The organism is Xanthomonas sp. 3075, from assembly GCF_014197275.1.
In the GTDB taxonomy this organism is placed as follows: domain Bacteria; phylum Pseudomonadota; class Gammaproteobacteria; order Xanthomonadales; family Xanthomonadaceae; genus Xanthomonas; species Xanthomonas campestris_B.
Genome location: NZ_JACIFI010000007.1, coordinates 70,087 through 86,021, shown reverse-complemented (window position 1 = coordinate 86,021; position 15,935 = coordinate 70,087). Strand labels below are relative to the sequence as shown.

At 66.8% G+C, this 15,935-nt stretch carries 8 protein-coding genes and 1 pseudogene; 8 read left to right on the top strand and 1 reads right to left on the bottom strand.

The annotated features are described in order from the left end of the window. Positions 1 to 20: 20 nt before the first annotated feature. Positions 21 to 1,868, bottom strand: coding sequence for an assimilatory sulfite reductase (NADPH) flavoprotein subunit (locus tag GGR62_RS08600; RefSeq protein ID WP_184407496.1), 1,848 nt, complete (start codon positions 1,866 to 1,868; stop codon positions 21 to 23). A gap of 181 nt (positions 1,869 to 2,049) precedes the next feature. Here GGR62_RS08600 and cysD point away from each other — a divergent pair, with 181 nt between their 5' ends. The 8 genes and pseudogenes from cysD (at position 2,050) to GGR62_RS08560 (ending at position 15,363) form a co-directional block, all read left to right on the top strand. Next, on the top strand, positions 2,050 to 2,958 hold the full coding sequence (cysD, locus tag GGR62_RS08595; RefSeq protein ID WP_184407495.1) for a sulfate adenylyltransferase subunit CysD: 909 nt from the start codon (positions 2,050 to 2,052) through the stop codon (positions 2,956 to 2,958). Next, positions 2,958 to 4,931 (top strand): sulfate adenylyltransferase subunit CysN, encoded by a 1,974-nt coding sequence (cysN, locus tag GGR62_RS08590; RefSeq protein WP_184407494.1) that lies wholly within the window; start codon positions 2,958 to 2,960, stop codon positions 4,929 to 4,931. Before cysD ends, cysN begins: the two co-directional genes overlap by 1 nt. A gap of 118 nt (positions 4,932 to 5,049) precedes the next feature. Next, positions 5,050 to 6,117: an efflux RND transporter periplasmic adaptor subunit gene (locus tag GGR62_RS08585; protein ID WP_184407493.1), complete on the top strand. Its 1,068-nt coding sequence runs from the start codon at positions 5,050 to 5,052 to the stop codon at positions 6,115 to 6,117. Further along, complete coding sequence (locus GGR62_RS08580) at positions 6,114 to 9,239, top strand: efflux RND transporter permease subunit (RefSeq protein WP_184407492.1); 3,126 nt, start codon at positions 6,114 to 6,116, stop codon at positions 9,237 to 9,239. Before GGR62_RS08585 ends, GGR62_RS08580 begins: the two co-directional genes overlap by 4 nt. Before the next feature lie 96 nt (positions 9,240 to 9,335). Beyond that, positions 9,336 to 12,011, top strand: a complete 2,676-nt coding sequence (locus GGR62_RS08575) for a M1 family metallopeptidase (protein ID WP_184407491.1) — start codon at positions 9,336 to 9,338, stop codon at positions 12,009 to 12,011. Positions 12,012 to 12,077: 66 nt separating this feature from the next. Next, positions 12,078 to 12,596 (top strand): annotated as a pseudogene (locus GGR62_RS08570) (GNAT family protein); the annotation flags it as partial. Positions 12,597 to 12,943: 347 nt separating this feature from the next. Beyond that, a complete protein-coding gene (locus GGR62_RS08565; RefSeq protein WP_184407490.1) occupies positions 12,944 to 13,852 on the top strand; it encodes a TrmH family RNA methyltransferase in 909 nt (302 codons plus the stop codon). After that, a complete protein-coding gene (locus GGR62_RS08560; protein ID WP_184407489.1) occupies positions 13,852 to 15,363 on the top strand; it encodes a carboxylesterase family protein in 1,512 nt (503 codons plus the stop codon). The genes GGR62_RS08565 and GGR62_RS08560 overlap by 1 nt, the downstream gene beginning before the upstream one ends. Positions 15,364 to 15,935: the final 572 nt, after the last annotated feature.

Below are 15,935 nucleotides of genomic sequence, written 5' to 3'. Positions count from 1 at the left end.
CCCACTCCCGATTCCCGGCACTAATAGACATCGCGCGCATACCGCCCCTCCACTTGCAAACGGGTGAGATACGCGGCGGCGGCTTCCGCATCCAGGGCGCCGTGGGTGGCGACGATATCCAGCAGCGCGGCATGCACGTCCTTGCCCATGCCGATGGCCCCGCACACATACAGATGCGCGCCGCCTTGCAGCCAGGCATAGACCTCGGCGCCGCGCGCGCGCAGGCGATGTTGTACGTAGATCTTCTCCGCCTGGTCGCGCGAGAACGCCAGGTCCAGCGCGTGCAGTTCGCCGCGCTGCAAGGCCTGTTGCCACTCGGCCTGATACAGGAAATCGGTAGTGAAATGCTGGGCGCCGAAGAACAGCCAGTTACGGCCCTTGGCGCCGGTTTCGGCGCGTTCCTGCACGAAGCCGCGAAACGGTGCCACGCCGGTGCCGGGACCGATCATCACGATGTCGCGATCCGGATCGGGCGGCACCCGGAAGCGTTCGTTCGGCTCGATATAGACCGGTGCGCTGTCGCCTTCGACAAGGGCGGCGAGAAAGCCGCTGGCCGAGCCCAGATGGGCATGGCCATGCGCGTGGTAACGGAGTTCGTCCACGACCAGGTGCACTTCCTCGCCCACGCGCTTGCGGCTGGAGGCGATCGAATACAGGCGTGGAGTGAGCGGACGCAAGGCGGCCAGCAGGCCGTCATGGTCCCAAGCCGCCGGCCAGCGTCGCAGCACGTCGATCACTTGATGATCGGCGAGCAACGACGCCAGGCCGGCAGTCTGGGTCGGGGTGAGTAGCGCCTGCAGGTCGTCGGCGCGCGCACGCTCGGCGTGTGCGGCCAACAGCGGCCGCGACAGCTTGGTCAGTTCGCGCCGGGTGGCCAGCCACTCGTTCAAGGGCAGAGTCTCTTCGCCGATGGTGACGGGGGCATGACCATCCAGGCGCAAGGTCTGCAGCACCGCATCCACCAACGCGGACGGATTGCGGTGACGGATGCCCAGCGCATCGCCGGGCGCGTAGCTCAGCCCACTGCCTTCCAGCGACAGTTCCAGGTGACGCACGCGCTTGCCGGGCGATGCATAGACGCGGAACCCCGGCCCCTTGAAGTCGCGCCCGCTGATGATCTGGTTGGCCAGCAGCTCGGCGGGGAACGGGTGTTGATGCGACCACACCGGCGCGGCCACGCCGCTGCGCAATGGCGTGACGGTGGCCGAGGGCGGGCCGTTCTTGAGGTGCTCGCGCGCATGCTTGAGCGCTTGTGCACGCCAGGGCGCAGCCACGCTGTCGATATCCAGATCGGCTTCGCCACGCGCCAGCACGCGGCTGCCGCCGAGTTCGGCCAAGCGGTCGTCGATGCGCTTTGCGATACCGCAAAAATCCGCGTAACTGGAATCGCCCAGCCCCAGCACGGCGTAGTTGAGCTCGGGTAGCTTGGGCGCGCGCCGGCTGGCCAGAAATTCCACCAGGCCGATCGCATCGTCCGGCGGGTCGCCTTCGCCCTGGGTGCTGATGACCACATAGAGCAGGCGCTCGCCGGCCAGTTCGCGGGTGGGGTACTGGTCCGCACGCTGCAGGCGCACGCTCAGGCCCGCAGCGTCGGCCTCGGCCGCCAGGCGCTCGGCTTCCCTGCGCGCGTTGCCGGTCTGGCTGCCGTACAGCACGGTCAGGCGCTGGCTTTCCTGCGCCACGGCGTGCGGCTGGCCGCCCGGCAGTACCGCCAGCGAGCGCGGCGGCTGGCCTTGCGCCAGTCCGGCGGTGTAGCCGGACAGCCACCACAGCGATGCCGAATCCAGGCCGTCCACCAACCGGTCCAGCAGCGCCTTGCGCTCGTCGGGCAAGGGGCTGGGCGGTAGCGTCGAACTGGCGGCGGTCATTCGGGTCCGTGGGGCATCGATGAGACCAGTGATGGTAGGGAAGCGCCGCCGCCGCCAGAAAGGACCACCGGTTATCGCGTTATGCCGGGCGCTTATTTCAGCCGGATATCGCCTCCGCCACACACTGCGCTGCCATGGCCTACCATGGGTGGGCCCTGCTGCTCACGCCCCCGACGCTCCGATGACCCTGCAGCCCCTGTCCCACCTCGACCGACTCGAGGCCGAAAGCATCCACATCCTGCGCGAGGTCGCCGCCGAATTCCGGGCCCCGGTGATGCTGTATTCGGTGGGCAAGGACAGCTCGGTGCTGCTGCATCTGCTGCTCAAGGCGTTTGCCCCGTCGTCGCCACCGATCCCGTTGTTGCACGTGGACACGCGCTGGAAGTTCGGCGAGATGATCGCCTTCCGCGACCGCCGCGCCGCCGAGACCGGCGTGGACCTGCGCGTGCACATCAACCCGGACGGTATCGAACAGGGGATCGGCCCGATCAGCCATGGCGCGGCGGTGCATACCGATGTGATGAAGACCCAGGGGTTGAAGCAGGCGCTGGAGCAGGGCGGCTTCGATGCGGCCATTGGCGGAGCGCGCCGCGACGAGGAGAAATCACGCGCCAAGGAGCGCGTGTTCTCGTTCCGCAACGCACGCCATCGCTGGGACCCCAAGAATCAGCGTCCCGAACTATGGAATCTCTATAACGCGCGCACCAAACCCGGCGAGAGCGTGCGCGTGTTTCCGTTGTCCAACTGGACCGAGCTGGATATCTGGCTGTACATCTACCGCGAGAAAATTCCGGTGGTGCCGCTGTATTTCGCCGCGCCGCGTCCGGTGGTGGAACGCGACGGTGCCTGGATCATGGTCGACGACGATCGCCTGCCGCTGCACGACGGCGAGACCCCGCAACTGCGCTCGGTGCGCTTCCGCACGCTGGGCTGCTATCCGCTGACCGGCGCGATCGAATCGACTGCAGACACGCTGGAAGCGGTGATCGCCGAAATGCTGGTCAGCACCAGCTCCGAACGCCAGGGCCGCATGATCGATCATGCGCCGGGTGCATCGATGGAGCAGAAGAAGCTTGAGGGATATTTCTGATGGGCAGTGAATCGGGAATCGGGAATGGGGAATCGCAACAGCAGTTGGCCGCGAACGCGATGAGGGAGGAGGCCGCCGTTGCGATTCCCGATTCCCGACTCCCCAATCCCGGCGCCATCGGCGCCTACCTGCATCGACACGAATCCAAGCCGTTGCTGCGCTTCATCACCTGCGGCAGCGTGGATGACGGCAAGAGCACATTGATCGGGCGCTTGTTGTACGACAGCAAGCGGCTGTTCGACGATCAACTGGCGGCGCTGGAAAGCGATAGCCGCCGGCATGGCACGCAGGGCGCGAGTATCGACTATGCGTTGTTGATGGATGGGCTGGCCGCCGAGCGCGAACAAGGCATCACCATCGATGTGGCGTATCGCTACTTCGATACCGACCAGCGCAAGTTCATCGTCGCCGATTGCCCGGGGCATGAGCAGTACACGCGCAACATGGCCACCGGCGCATCCACCGCCGATGTTGCGGTGGTGCTGGTGGACGCGCGCAAGGGGCTGTTGGCGCAGACGCGCCGACACAGTTACATCGTGTCGTTGCTGGGCATTCGCCATGTGGTGCTGGCGGTCAACAAGATGGATCTGGTGGATTACGACGCACAGGTGTTCGCCGAGATCGCCGATGCCTATCGCGTGCTGGCCGCGCAGCTGGGCATTGCCGATGTGCAGTGCATTCCGCTGTCGGCATTGGCTGGCGAAAATCTGTCCAGCGCCTCGACGCGGATGCCGTGGTATGGCGGGCCGTATCTGCTGCAGCATCTCGAAACAGTGCAACTGGCGCCCGAAGCCGATAGCGGGTTCCGTCTGCCGGTGCAGTGGGTCAATCGCCCCAATTCGCAGTTTCGTGGCTATGCCGGCACCATCGCGTCCGGGCAGGTGCGCGTGGGCGATGCGGTGGTGGTGGTGCCATCGGGGCGCCGCGCGCAGGTGGCATCGGTGCTGGATGCCGATGGCGAGGTGGGCAGCGCACGCGCCGGACAGGCCGTGACGCTGACCTTGCGCGAAGACATCGACATCAGTCGCGGCGACATCATCGCCGCCATCGACGACCCACCGGAAGTGGCCGACCAGTTCGCTGCGCATCTGCTGTGGATGGATGATGCCGCGTTGCTGCCGGGCCGCCCGTACTGGCTCAAGATCGGCACCCGCACGGTCACCGTGAGCATCAGCGAGATCAAGCACAAGGTCGATGTGAACACGCAGGAGCGCCTGGCCGCCAAGCGGCTGGAGCTCAATGAGGTGGGCTACTGCAATCTGGCGCTGGACGAGCCCATCGCGTTTTCGCCGTATGCGCGCAGCCGCGTGCTCGGCGGGTTCATCCTGATCGACAGGCAGAGCAACGCCACGGTCGCCGCCGGGACGCTGCAATTTGCGCTGCGCCGCGCCGGCAACGTGCACTGGCAGCATCTGGACGTGGACCGCGCCGCGCGTGCGTACATCAAGGGCCAGACTCCGCGCGTGCTGTGGTTCACCGGCTTGTCCGGGGCGGGCAAATCCACCGTCGCCAATCTGGTGGACAAGCGGCTGCACGCACTGGGCCATCACACCTTCATCCTGGACGGCGACAACGTGCGCCACGGGCTCAACCGCGATCTGGGCTTCACCGACGAAGACCGCGTGGAAAATATCCGCCGCGTGGCCGAAGTGGCGCGGCTGATGGCCGACGCGGGCCTGATCGTGCTGGTGAGCTTCATTTCGCCGTTCCGTGCCGAACGGCAACTGGCGCGCGAGCGGTTCGACGACGGGGAATTCGTCGAGGTGTTCGTGGACGTGCCGCTCGCGGTCGCCGAAGCGCGCGACGTGAAGGGGCTGTACCGCAAGGCGCGGGCCGGGCAGATCCCCAACTTCACCGGCATCGATTCGCCATACGAGGCGCCGGACGCGCCGGAGATCCATCTTCACGCCGATGGTGAGAATGTAGAGGCGCTGGCGCACCAGGTGCTTGAGTTTCTCGGGCTGGACCGCTGACCAGCGCATCGCGCTGACGACGGCAAGGGTCTTTGGTCATGGTGCAAGCGCGCCCTTTCTGCCAACTCCATGGCGGCTAGGTCGTTAAACTTTCGACGTACCCCGCCAGGATGTTCCGATGCTTGTTCGACCCAGCGCGCGTTTTTGCGCCGCGCTCCTGTTGGCCGTTGTAGTGGCCGGCTGTAGCCGTCAGGCCGCCACGCCGGCCGCCGCCAAACCCATTCCGGTCTCTGTGCAGGCGGTGACCACCCAACCCTGGAATTCGACCGTGCAATCGATCGCCACCGTGCGTGCGCGCGAGTCGGTGGCGCTGACCGCAGCGGTGAGCGATGTGGTGGAGCAGGTCAATTTCGACAGCGGCGACGAGGTCAAGGCCGGGCAGTTGCTGCTGCGCCTGCGCGGCAATTCGCAGCAGGCGGCGTTGACTGCCGCACAGGCCACCTTCGAAGAAACCGACCAGTTGTATCGTCGGCAGCTGAGCCTGGTCGGCCAGCAGCTGGTGGCCAAATCCACGGTGGATACCCAGCGCGCCCTGCGCGACGCCGCACAGGCGCGGGTACAGCAGATGCGCGCGGAAATCACCGACCGCGAAGTGCGCGCGCCGTTTTCCGGCGTGCTGGGCATCCGCCAGATCAGCCCGGGTTCGTTGATCACATCGAGTACCGTGATCGCCACGCTGGACGATGTGGAACGCATGTACGTGGACTTCCAGGTGCCGGAATCGCAGTTCGGCCTGGTGCAGCTCGGCAATACCGTCAATGGCAGCGCGGCGGCGTACCCGGGCGAACAGTTCGAAGGCGTGGTGGCGGCGATCGATTCGCGTATCGACGAGACCACCCGCTCGGTGACGGTACGCGCGGACTTCCCCAACGGCGATCGCCGGCTGCGCCCGGGCATGTTGCTGGATGTGCGGTTGTTCCAGCCGGCGCGGCAGGCGGTGGTGATCCCGGAGATTGCGTTGGTGCAGGTGGGGCGCGAGTCCTACGTGTTCCGGGTCAAGCCCGACAGCAGCGTGGAGCGTGCCGATGTGCGCCTGGGCGAGCGGCGCGACGGCAAGGTGGAAATCCTGGAAGGCATCAAGCAAGGTGAGCGCATCGTGGTGGACGGCACCGGCAAGCTGCGTCCGGGCCTGAAGGTGGTCGATCAAGCCGCGCCGCCGCCGGCACGCCCGCAGGCAGCGCGATGAAACTTTCCGATCTGTCCATTACCCGCCCGGTGATGGCGGTGGTGATGAGCCTGCTGCTGATCGTGCTGGGGGTGATGTCGTTCACCCGGCTCACGCTGCGCGAGTTGCCGGCGATCGACCCGCCCATCGTGTCGGTGGATGTGGAATACACCGGCGCTTCGGCGGCGGTGGTGGAAAGCCGCATCACCCAGGTGCTGGAAGACGCGCTGGCCGGTATCGAAGGGATCGCCACCATCGAGGCGCGCAGCCGCAATGGGTCCTCGGATATCAGCATCGAATTCGTGCAGACGCGCGATATGGAGGCGGCCGCCAACGATGTGCGCGATGCGGTCAGCCGCGTCTCCGATCGCATGCCCGACCAGGCGCGCCCGCCGGAAATTTCCAAGGTCGAAGCCGACGCCGACCCGATCCTGTGGCTCAACATGAGCTCCAGCACGATGGATACCCTGCAGCTGTCCGACTACGCCGAGCGGTATGTGGTGGACCGCTTCTCCAGCCTGGATGGCGTGGCGCAGGTGCGTATTGGCGGACGTCAGCGCTATGCGATGCGCATCTGGCTGGACCGCGACCAGCTGGCAGCGCGCGCGCTCACCGTGGCCGACGTCGAAACCGCGCTGCAGAACGAAAATGTGGAGCTGCCGGCCGGCAGCATCGAATCGGCGCAGCGCGACTTCACCCTGCGCGTGGAGCGCAGTTATCTCAAGCCCGAAGACTTCGCCAAGCTGCCGCTCAGCAAGGGCGAGGGCGGCTATGTGGTGCGCCTGGGCGATGTGGCCAGGGTCGAGCTGACCTCGGCCGAACGGCGTGCCTATTTCCAGAGCAACGGCGTGCCCAATGTGGGCCTGGGCATCGTGCGCAACTCCACCGCCAATGCGCTGGATGTGGCCCGCGAGGCGCGCGCGCAGGCCGAAGAAATACAGAAAACGCTGCCGCAGGGCACCAACATCTTCGTCGCCTTCGACACCACGACCTTCATCGACGCGGCGGTGGAGCGCGTGTACCACACGCTGGTCGAAGCGGTGGTGCTGGTGCTGGTGGTGATCTGGGTGTTCCTGGGCAGCGCACGTGCGGCCTTGATTCCGGCGGTGACGGTGCCGGTGTGCCTGATCGCCGCGTTCATCGCGCTGTACGCCTTCGATTTCTCGATCAACCTGCTGACCCTGCTGGCGCTGGTGCTGTGTATCGGCCTGGTGGTGGACGATGCCATCGTGGTGGTGGAAAACATCCAGCGCCGCATCGACCTGGGCGAGCCGCCATTGGTGGCCGCCAAGCGCGGGACCGGGCAGGTCGCCTTCGCGGTGATCGCCACCACTGCGGTGCTGGTGGCGGTGTTCCTGCCGGTGGGCTTCCTGGAAGGCAATACCGGGCGCCTGTTCCGCGAGCTGGCGGTGGCGTTGGCCGCAGCGGTAGCGATCTCGGCGTTCGTGGCGCTGACGCTGACGCCGATGATGTCGTCCAAGCTGCTGCGGTCGCACGGGCAGGCCAAGCCCAATCGCTTCCATCGCTGGTTCGATGGCCGCATGCAGGCGGTGTCCGCTGCGTACGGGCGCTCGCTGGAGCGGCATGTGCATCGCACCTGGATCTTCGCGCTGCTGATGCTGTTGGCGCTGGGTGCCAGCGCCTGGTTGATGAGCCGCATTCCCTCCGAACTGGCGCCGGCCGAAGACCGCGGCAATTTCCAGATCATGATCGACGGGCCTGAAGGCGCCGGCTTCGACTACACCGTGGGGCAGATGCATCAGGTCGAAGCCATCCTCGGCCCGTACGTGGGCCCGGACAAGCCGATCGTGCGGGCCAACCCGCGCGTGCCCGGCGGCTTTGGCAGCAGCGAGGAAATGCACACCGGTCGCGTCAGCGTGTTTTTGCAGGACTGGCAAAAGCGCAGCCGGCCGACCACCGAAGTGGCCGACGAACTGCAGCAGAAACTCAACGTGCTCAGCGGCGTGCGCGCACGCACGCAGGTGAGTGGCGGGTTGGTGCGTAGCCGCGGGCAACCGTTCCAGCTGGTGCTGGGCGGGCCGGATTATGCGGAGATTGCGCAGTGGCGCGATCGTATCCTGCAGCGCATGGAAGCCAATCCGGGGCTGGTGGGCCCGGACTCGGACTACAAGGAAACCCGCCCGCAGATGCGCGTCAATATCGATCGTCTGCGCGCCGCCGATCTGGGCGTGTCGGTCACCGCGATCGGCGGCGCGCTGGAGGCGATGATGGGGTCGCGTCGCGTCACCACCTTCGTCGACAACGGCGAGGAATACGACGTCATGCTGCAGGCCGGCCGCGAAGGCCGCATGGCGCCGGAAGACCTCACCGCCATCCGCGTGCGTTCGATCCGTGGCGAGCTGATTCCGTTGTCCAACCTGGTCACGCTGAGCGAAGTGGCCGAAGCCGGTACCTTGAATCGCTTCAATCGCCTGCGCGCGATCACCATCAGCGCAGGCCTGGCGCCGGGCTACCCGCTCGGTGAGGCAATCGCCTGGACGCAACAGGCTGCACGCGAGGAGTTGCCCGAGTACGCGCAGGTGGACTGGAAGGGCGAATCGCGCGAATACCAGCAATCCGGCAGCGCGGTGTTGCTGACCTTCGGCATGGCCTTGCTGGTGGTGTATCTGGTGCTGGCGGCGCAGTTCGAGAGCTTTGCGCATCCGCTGGTGATCATGCTCACCGTGCCGCTGGCGGTGTTGGGGGCGTTGGTCGGCTTGTGGCTCACCGGAGGCACGCTCAATTTGTTCAGTCAGATCGGCATCGTGATGCTGGTGGGCCTGGCGGCCAAGAACGGCATCCTGATCGTGGAGTTCGCCAATCAGTTGCGCGACGAAGGCCGCAGCGTGCATGCGGCGATCGTGGAATCGGCATCGGTGCGCCTGCGTCCGATCCTGATGACCTCGATCGCCACCGTGGTCGGTGCGATTCCGCTGGTGGTGGCCGGCGGGCCCGGCTCGGCCAGCCGTGCCACCATCGGTGTGGTGGTGATCTTCGGCGTGTCGCTGTCCACGTTGCTGTCGCTGTACGTGGTGCCGGCCTTCTACAGCCTGATTGCGCCCTTCACCAAATCGCCCGAAGCGGTGGCGCGCGCGCTGGAGACGCTGGAGGCGCAGACGCCGTCGGTGGGTGGGCACGCCTGAGTCATGGCGTCGGGAGACCGGCGCAATGACGAAGGTCACATGACAGTCATGCCCGGCTATGGTCGACTTCGACGGTTACCCTGACCGGAATTGCCAATGCGTCGTCTTGCCTGCCTGCTTGCACCTTCCCTCCTTGCGTTGTGCTGTGGCACCGCCATCGCGCAGTCGTCCGGCGAGCCGGTCCCCAACGGCAGGCTGCCGGCCTGGGCGGTGCCCGAGCGCTACAGCCTGGCGTTCAAGATCGACCCTGACCAGGCCGAGTTCAGCGGCCGCACCACCATCCGCGTGCAGCTCAAGCAGGCCTCCGATCACCTCTGGCTGCACGGCAAGGAATTGAAGGTCAGCAAGGCCACGGTCAAGCCGGGCAAGGGCAAGGCACTCACCGCACGCTACGTCGATGCCGATGCGCAGACCGGTGTGGTGCGCCTGGACTTCGGACGCACGCTCAAACCGCAGACGCTCACCGTGGACATCACCTACAGCGCGCCGCTCAATCGGCAGCTGCAGGGCCTGTACCAGGTGAAGTACCAGGGCCAGTCCTATGCGATGACGCAGATGGAGCCGATCAGCGCGCGCTATGCGTTTCCCGGTTTCGACGAGCCCGCGTTCAAGACCCCGTTCGATCTCAGCCTGACCGTGCCCACCGACGACCAGGCGCTGGCCAATACCATCGCCACCTCCAGCAAGCCGGCCGGCAAGGGCTGGAAGACGGTGACTTTCGCCCCGACCGTGCCGCTGCCGACCTATCTGGTCGCCTATGCTGCCGGCCCGTGGGATGTGGTGGACGTACCGGCCATGCCGGCCACCCCGCAGCGCCCCAATCCAACTCCGTTGCGCGGCATCGCCGCCAAGGGCCAGGGCCCGCGCATCACCCCGGCGCTGGACCAGACGCCGGCGATCATCGCCGCGCTGGAGGACTACTACGCCTTCGGCTATCCGTTCGACAAGCTCGACCTGGTCGCCGCCCCGGACTTCAGCGCCGGTGCGATGGAAAACCCCGGCTTTGTGACCTTCCGCGACTGGCTGCTGTTGCTGGACAAGGATTCACCTGCAGAGAACCTGCAGCGGTCCTTCAATACCAACGCGCATGAACTGGCCCACCAGTGGACCGGCGACACCGTCACCATGGCCTGGTGGGACGACCTGTGGTTGAACGAGGCGTTCGCCACCTGGATGCAGCAGAAGATCACCATGCAGCTGCACCCGGAATACCGCGCCAACCTGGACCGCATCGGCGGCGCGCAGCACGCGATGGACAACGACAGCCTGGTCAGTGCGCGCAAGATCCGCCAGCCGATCACCGGCAACGGCGATATCGAAACCGCCTTCGACGGCATCACCTATCAAAAGGGTGCGGCGGTGCTGGGCATGTTCGAGGCGTTCGTCGGCGAAGACGTGTTCCGCGAAGGCATGCGTGCCTATATCGCCAAGCATCAATTCGGTAGCGCCACCGCCGATGATCTAGTCGATGCGATCGCTGCCGCGGCGGGCAAGGGGGATGATTTCAAGGCCGCATTCCGCAGCTTCCTCGACCAGCCGGGCGTGCCGTATCTTCAGGCCCAGGTGGCGCGCGAAGACGGCAAGACCGTGGTCAAGCTGCAGCAGCAGCGGTATTTGCCGCTGGGTTCGACCGGTTCCACCGCGCAACAATGGGGCGTGCCGGTGTGCGTGAAGTACGGCAAGGGCAAGAACCAGGTCGGCACCGCCTGCCAGATGCTGGAGAGCGGCAGCGGCAGCATCGTGCTGGAAGGCGCCGGCAAGAACACCTGGGTGTTCCCGAACGCGCGTGGCGCCGGCTATTACCGCTTCAGCCTGCCGAAAAAGCAGCTGGCCGCTCTGGGCAAGCAGGTCGGCCAGCTCGACGACAGCGAGCAGCTGGCCTATGCCGATGCGATCGATGCGGCCTACCGCCACGGCGATGCGGACAGCGATGCGGTATTGATGGCGATCAAGCAACTGGCCCCGTCTGCATCGTCCGATGTCTCGACCGCGCTGGTGGATCGCTTCCTGTGGATCTGGCGTTACCAGACCACCACCGAGGCGCAGCGCGGCGCGTTGCGCAAGGTCGCCGAACAGGCCTATTTGCCGCGCCTGCGTCAGTTGGGCTATACGCGGCGCAACGGTGAGTCGATCGACGACACCACGTTGCGTTCGTCGCTGGTCGGCCTGTTTGCGCTGCGCCTGCAGAACGCGGAAGTGCGCAAGGCGCTGCTCGCCCAGGGCGATGCGGTGCTGTCCGGCGGCAACGGGGCGCTGGATTTCTCTGCGGCCAACCCGGACCTGCTCGGCACCGCACTGGCGGTCACCGCGCAGGAACGCGGCGCGCCCGCCGTGCAGGCCCTGATCGAGGCATTGCGCACGCACGCCGACCCCGCGCAGCGCAACGCCATGATCGCTGCATTGGGCACCGTGCAGGACCCGGCGCTGCTCAAGCAGGTGCGCGACTTCGCGCTCACCGACGCGATCAAGGTGGGCGAGATGAAGAGCCTGCTGACCCGCGGGCACACTGATGAGGCCTCGCATGATTCGATGTGGCCGTGGTTCACCGCCAACTTCGATCGCATCGTGCAGCGCAGCGGTTCGTTCGACGGCGGTGGTCTGCCGGCGCTCGGCGCATCCGGCGGCTGCAGCGTGGAAGAGGCCGACCGCCTGGATGCCTTCTTCAAGCCGCGCCTGGCAACGCTCAGCGGCGCCGATCGCGGCTTGGCGCAGACCGGCGAAACCATCCGCCTGTGCGCCGCGCTCAAGCAGGCGCAAACCGCCAAGCGCTGAGTTGCGACGTGCGGTCATTGCGTGCAGCATCGGCAGTGTCGATGCTGCACGCATGAGGCCGAAGCGATGGACGAATCACTGATGCTGCACGGAGAGGGCTTCGTGTTGCGTCGCTGGCGTCAGTGCGACCTGGACGCCTTGTTGCGGCATGCCAACGACCCGCTGGTGCCGCGCGGATTGAGCGAGCGTTTCCCGCATCCGTACACGCGCACCGATGGCCAAGCCTTCCTGGCCGGAGACGTGGTCGATCTGCAGCATCCCGTGCTGGCCATCGAGATCGACGGCCAGGCCTGCGGCACGATCGCGGTGCGTCCAGGACAGGGCGAACGACGCTTTTGCGCCGAGTTGGGATATTGGATCGGCAGCGCCTATTGGGGCCGTGGCTGGATGACACGCATCATGGCCACGTATGTTGCCTGGGCAATGCAGACCTTGCCGCTCTATCGCGTCCAGGCCACCGTGCTCGATACCAACCCGGCATCGGCCAAGGTGCTGCTGCGCAACGGCTTCGTCGAAGAAGGCGTCAGCCGCTGCGCGATCGTGCGACCAGATGGATTGCACGACCTGCGTGTGTTCGCGCGTGTCGCCAAGCCAGTGGATGCATGCGCAATACCGTCAGTCGAACGGGATGACGCCCATGGTTACGCTCGATCGACTGCCTGTGGCCTGGGTGACCGCGCGCTGGATGACTGAGCTTGCAGCGGATTGCCTCGCTCGTACCGCGAGCGCCCGGGGACATCGCAGGGGCCAGGAAAATCGCGGCATCGTCGACCGCTCCCCACGAGCAGGCGCACAAGTGGCTTACCATCGTCGCCACTGCCTGCAGCGCCGGTCATGCCGACCCTGCGGGACGACACGAACCACCGCAGTGGCGATGGGGCCGAAGCAGGCCTTGCCGGGACTGCACAGCACGCGAACTTCTGGATACAACGATGACACAGCATGATGGACGTGGCGGACGCCCGCCGCGCGATGGCGGCAGCTCTGGCGCCTCGCACAATCCCTGGGGCCGCGCCGTGCCGCGCGCGCCTGCGCAGCGGCCGCCGGCGCAGTCCGCGCCGGTAGCCGCACCGCCTGCATCGCCGCCGCCCGGTGGCAACGCGCGCGAAGTGCGGCTGTACGGCATCAATGCGGTGCAGGCCGTGTTCAAGGCGCGTCCGCAGGCGGTGCGCAAGCTGTATCTGAGCGAGGCGCGTATTCCGCAGTTCAAGGCGCTGTTGGCCTGGTGCGTTGCGCAGCGCATCGGCTACCGCGTGGTCGAGGACGCCGACCTCAGCAAGCTCGCCGCCAGTGCGCATCACGAGGGTGTGGTGGCCGAGGTGCTGCGCGTCACCCCGCAGCCGTTGCAGGACTGGCTGGCGGCGTTGCCGCAGGGGCCGGTGCTGGCGCTATGGCTGGATGGTGTGGGCAACCCGCACAACTTCGGCGCGATCCTGCGCTCGTCTGCGCACTTTGGCGTGGCCGGTCTGCTGCTGCCGGCCGGCTCCACCCTGGGGCTGTCCGGCGCGGCGGCGCGTGTGGCCGAGGGCGGCGCCGAAGCAGTGCCGTTGGTGCAGTTGCCCGAAACCGTCGAGGCGATGGCGCAGTTGCGTCAGGCCGGTTTCGCCGTGGCCGCCACGCTGGTGGAGGGCGGCCAGGATGTGTTCGCCGCCGCATTGCCGCAGCGGCTGGTGTACGTGATGGGCGCAGAGAGCGAGGGCATGGACCGCCAGTTCGCGCGCGATTGCGACCTGCAGTTGTCCATCCGTGGCAGCGGCCAGGTCGAAAGTCTCAATGTGGCCTCGGCCACTGCGGTCTTCCAGGCCGCCTGGTGCGCCCGCGCGCTTGCCGGGCAGGCGTGATGCGCCTGTCTGCCTGGTTGCTTGCCGCCAGCTGCGCCGTGAGCGCGACGGTCGATGCGGCCGGGCCGTCCAGGCCTGCCGCGCCGCCGCAGGTACGCACTGACCACGGTGCGGTGCGTGGGCAATGGCAGGACGACGGTAGCGCGGTGTTCCGGGGGATCCCGTTCGCTGCGCCGCCGCTGGGCGCGCTGCGCTGGAAGCCGCCGCAACCGCTGGCTGCATGGTCGACGGTGCGCGATGCCACCCATGCGGCCAGACCCTGCGTCCAGCCCGCCTTGGGCTGGAACAACGCGATGGCCAAACGTGGCAGCGAAGATTGCCTGTATGTCGAAGTACAGACGCCGCAGTTGCAGCCGAGCGAACCGTTGCCGGTGCTGGTGTGGATACACGGCGGTGCCAATGTGGCCGGCGGCGCCGACGGGCATCTGCCCACCAACCTGGTTGCGCAGCGGATGCTGGTGGTCACGCTGCAGTATCGGCTCGGTGCGCTGGGGTTCCTGTCGCTGCCCGAATTGCGCGATGGCGACAACGCAGCGGCTGGCAACTATGCCTTGCTCGATCAGATCGCCGCGCTGCAATGGGTGCGCGACAACATCGCCCGGTTCGGTGGCGACCCTGCGCGCGTGACCATCGCCGGGCAGTCGGCCGGCGGGCAGGACGTGGGTTTGCTGATGCTCAGCCCGCTTGCACGCGGCCTGTTTTCTGCGGCGATCGAGCAGAGCGGCACGGCGGGCTTCGGGCTGCCTGCACGCAGCCTGGAGGAAAATCGCAGCCTGGGCGTGCGCATCGCCGAGCGCGCAGGCATCGAGGACGCTGCGACGCGCCTGACGCAATTGCGCGCACTACCGGCCGACCGATTGCTCGCGGCTGCGCAGGGCATCGACGTGCCGGCACTGGATGACGATGGCTACATCTGGCTGCAGGCCGTTGTCGATGGACGCGTGCTGCCAGATGCGCCGGCCGACATGCTGGCGGCCGGCGCACAGGCCAAGGTGCCGTTGTTGATCGGCTATGTGGTGCAGGAGCTGGAATACGGCGGCAAGCAGGGTGCGCAGGCACGTCTGCGCCGCGACTATCCCGCGCAGGCCGACGCCGTGCTGCAGGCGCAACGCAGCCATCAGGCGCAGCGCGCTGCACGTCAAGGCGATGCGGCGATGCAGCTGTCCACCGATCTGACGTTCCGGTGTCCGGCCCTCGCTGTCGCGCGCCAGCAGGCCGCGCTCGGCGTGCCGGTCTGGCATTACCTGTTCGACACCGCCGCACCCGGCGGGCGGGTGACCCACAGCGCCGAGCTGCCGTTCCTGTTCAAGGGGCTGCCGATCGGCCAACCTCCGGTGAACCTGCAGCGCTATTGGGCCGCCTTCGTGCAGTCCGGCAACCCGAACACCAAGGGCTTGCCGGCCTGGCCGACATTCGCTGCGGGGAACGCGGCGTTGCAGTTCGACGCCAGTGGCGTGCAGCCGATCGAGGATGCGCGCTCGCCTGTGTGCGCCGAGGTGTCTCTGCCATAGCCGTCGCGCGCACGGCTATGTACGGCTATGGCAGTGACGCGCAGCCGACGTTCATGCGCGTGGGTCAGCGGGTCCGATACAGATATCGCACCGCTGCCCGCAGTGCACCTGGCAGTCAAGTGGACGGTGCGCAATCGCGCGCCGATCCACGTTCAACCATTCCAGCCTGCATCGAGCGCATGCGCCTGCTCGCGTGCTCGGCGGACATCACGACAGACACCCAGCGCACGCAGCAGATGCGCGCGAACTGCCGACGAACATCCATCCCGCAACGCCTCACCCTGTTGCGAACGTCCGTGCAGGTATGTCGATTGGGTATGCGCCTGCCCAGGGCATGCTTTGGCGGTCAAGACGTCTTCGGCGGGATGCGCCGTTTCCGTCTCGCGACGGCAGCACGACGCGGCCCACCGGACACCGCCGCACTTAGAGCAGCTAACAAAACCTGGCGAGCGAGCGCCTGTCAGTGAGTGCAGTGGTTTTGTCGGCCGCGTCTTGGTGGATGCCGTCAGAAGTCCAGATCAAACACTGCGTGGGTCGAATGCGCGGTGCCCTCACCGCTCGCGGGACACGCC

What these genes read in the sequence shown, in the direction of transcription:
- GGR62_RS08600 (WP_184407496.1), bottom strand. Translation starts at nt 1,868, where the DNA reads ATGACCGCCGCCAGTTCGACGCTACCGCCCAGCCCCTTGCCCGACGAG.
- cysD (WP_184407495.1), top strand. Translation starts at nt 2,050, where the DNA reads ATGACCCTGCAGCCCCTGTCCCACCTCGACCGACTCGAGGCCGAAAGC.
- cysN (WP_184407494.1), top strand. Translation starts at nt 2,958, where the DNA reads ATGGGCAGTGAATCGGGAATCGGGAATGGGGAATCGCAACAGCAGTTG.
- GGR62_RS08585 (WP_184407493.1), top strand. Translation starts at nt 5,050, where the DNA reads ATGCTTGTTCGACCCAGCGCGCGTTTTTGCGCCGCGCTCCTGTTGGCC.
- GGR62_RS08580 (WP_184407492.1), top strand. Translation starts at nt 6,114, where the DNA reads ATGAAACTTTCCGATCTGTCCATTACCCGCCCGGTGATGGCGGTGGTG.
- GGR62_RS08575 (WP_184407491.1), top strand. Translation starts at nt 9,336, where the DNA reads ATGCGTCGTCTTGCCTGCCTGCTTGCACCTTCCCTCCTTGCGTTGTGC.
- GGR62_RS08565 (WP_184407490.1), top strand. Translation starts at nt 12,944, where the DNA reads ATGACACAGCATGATGGACGTGGCGGACGCCCGCCGCGCGATGGCGGC.
- GGR62_RS08560 (WP_184407489.1), top strand. Translation starts at nt 13,852, where the DNA reads ATGCGCCTGTCTGCCTGGTTGCTTGCCGCCAGCTGCGCCGTGAGCGCG.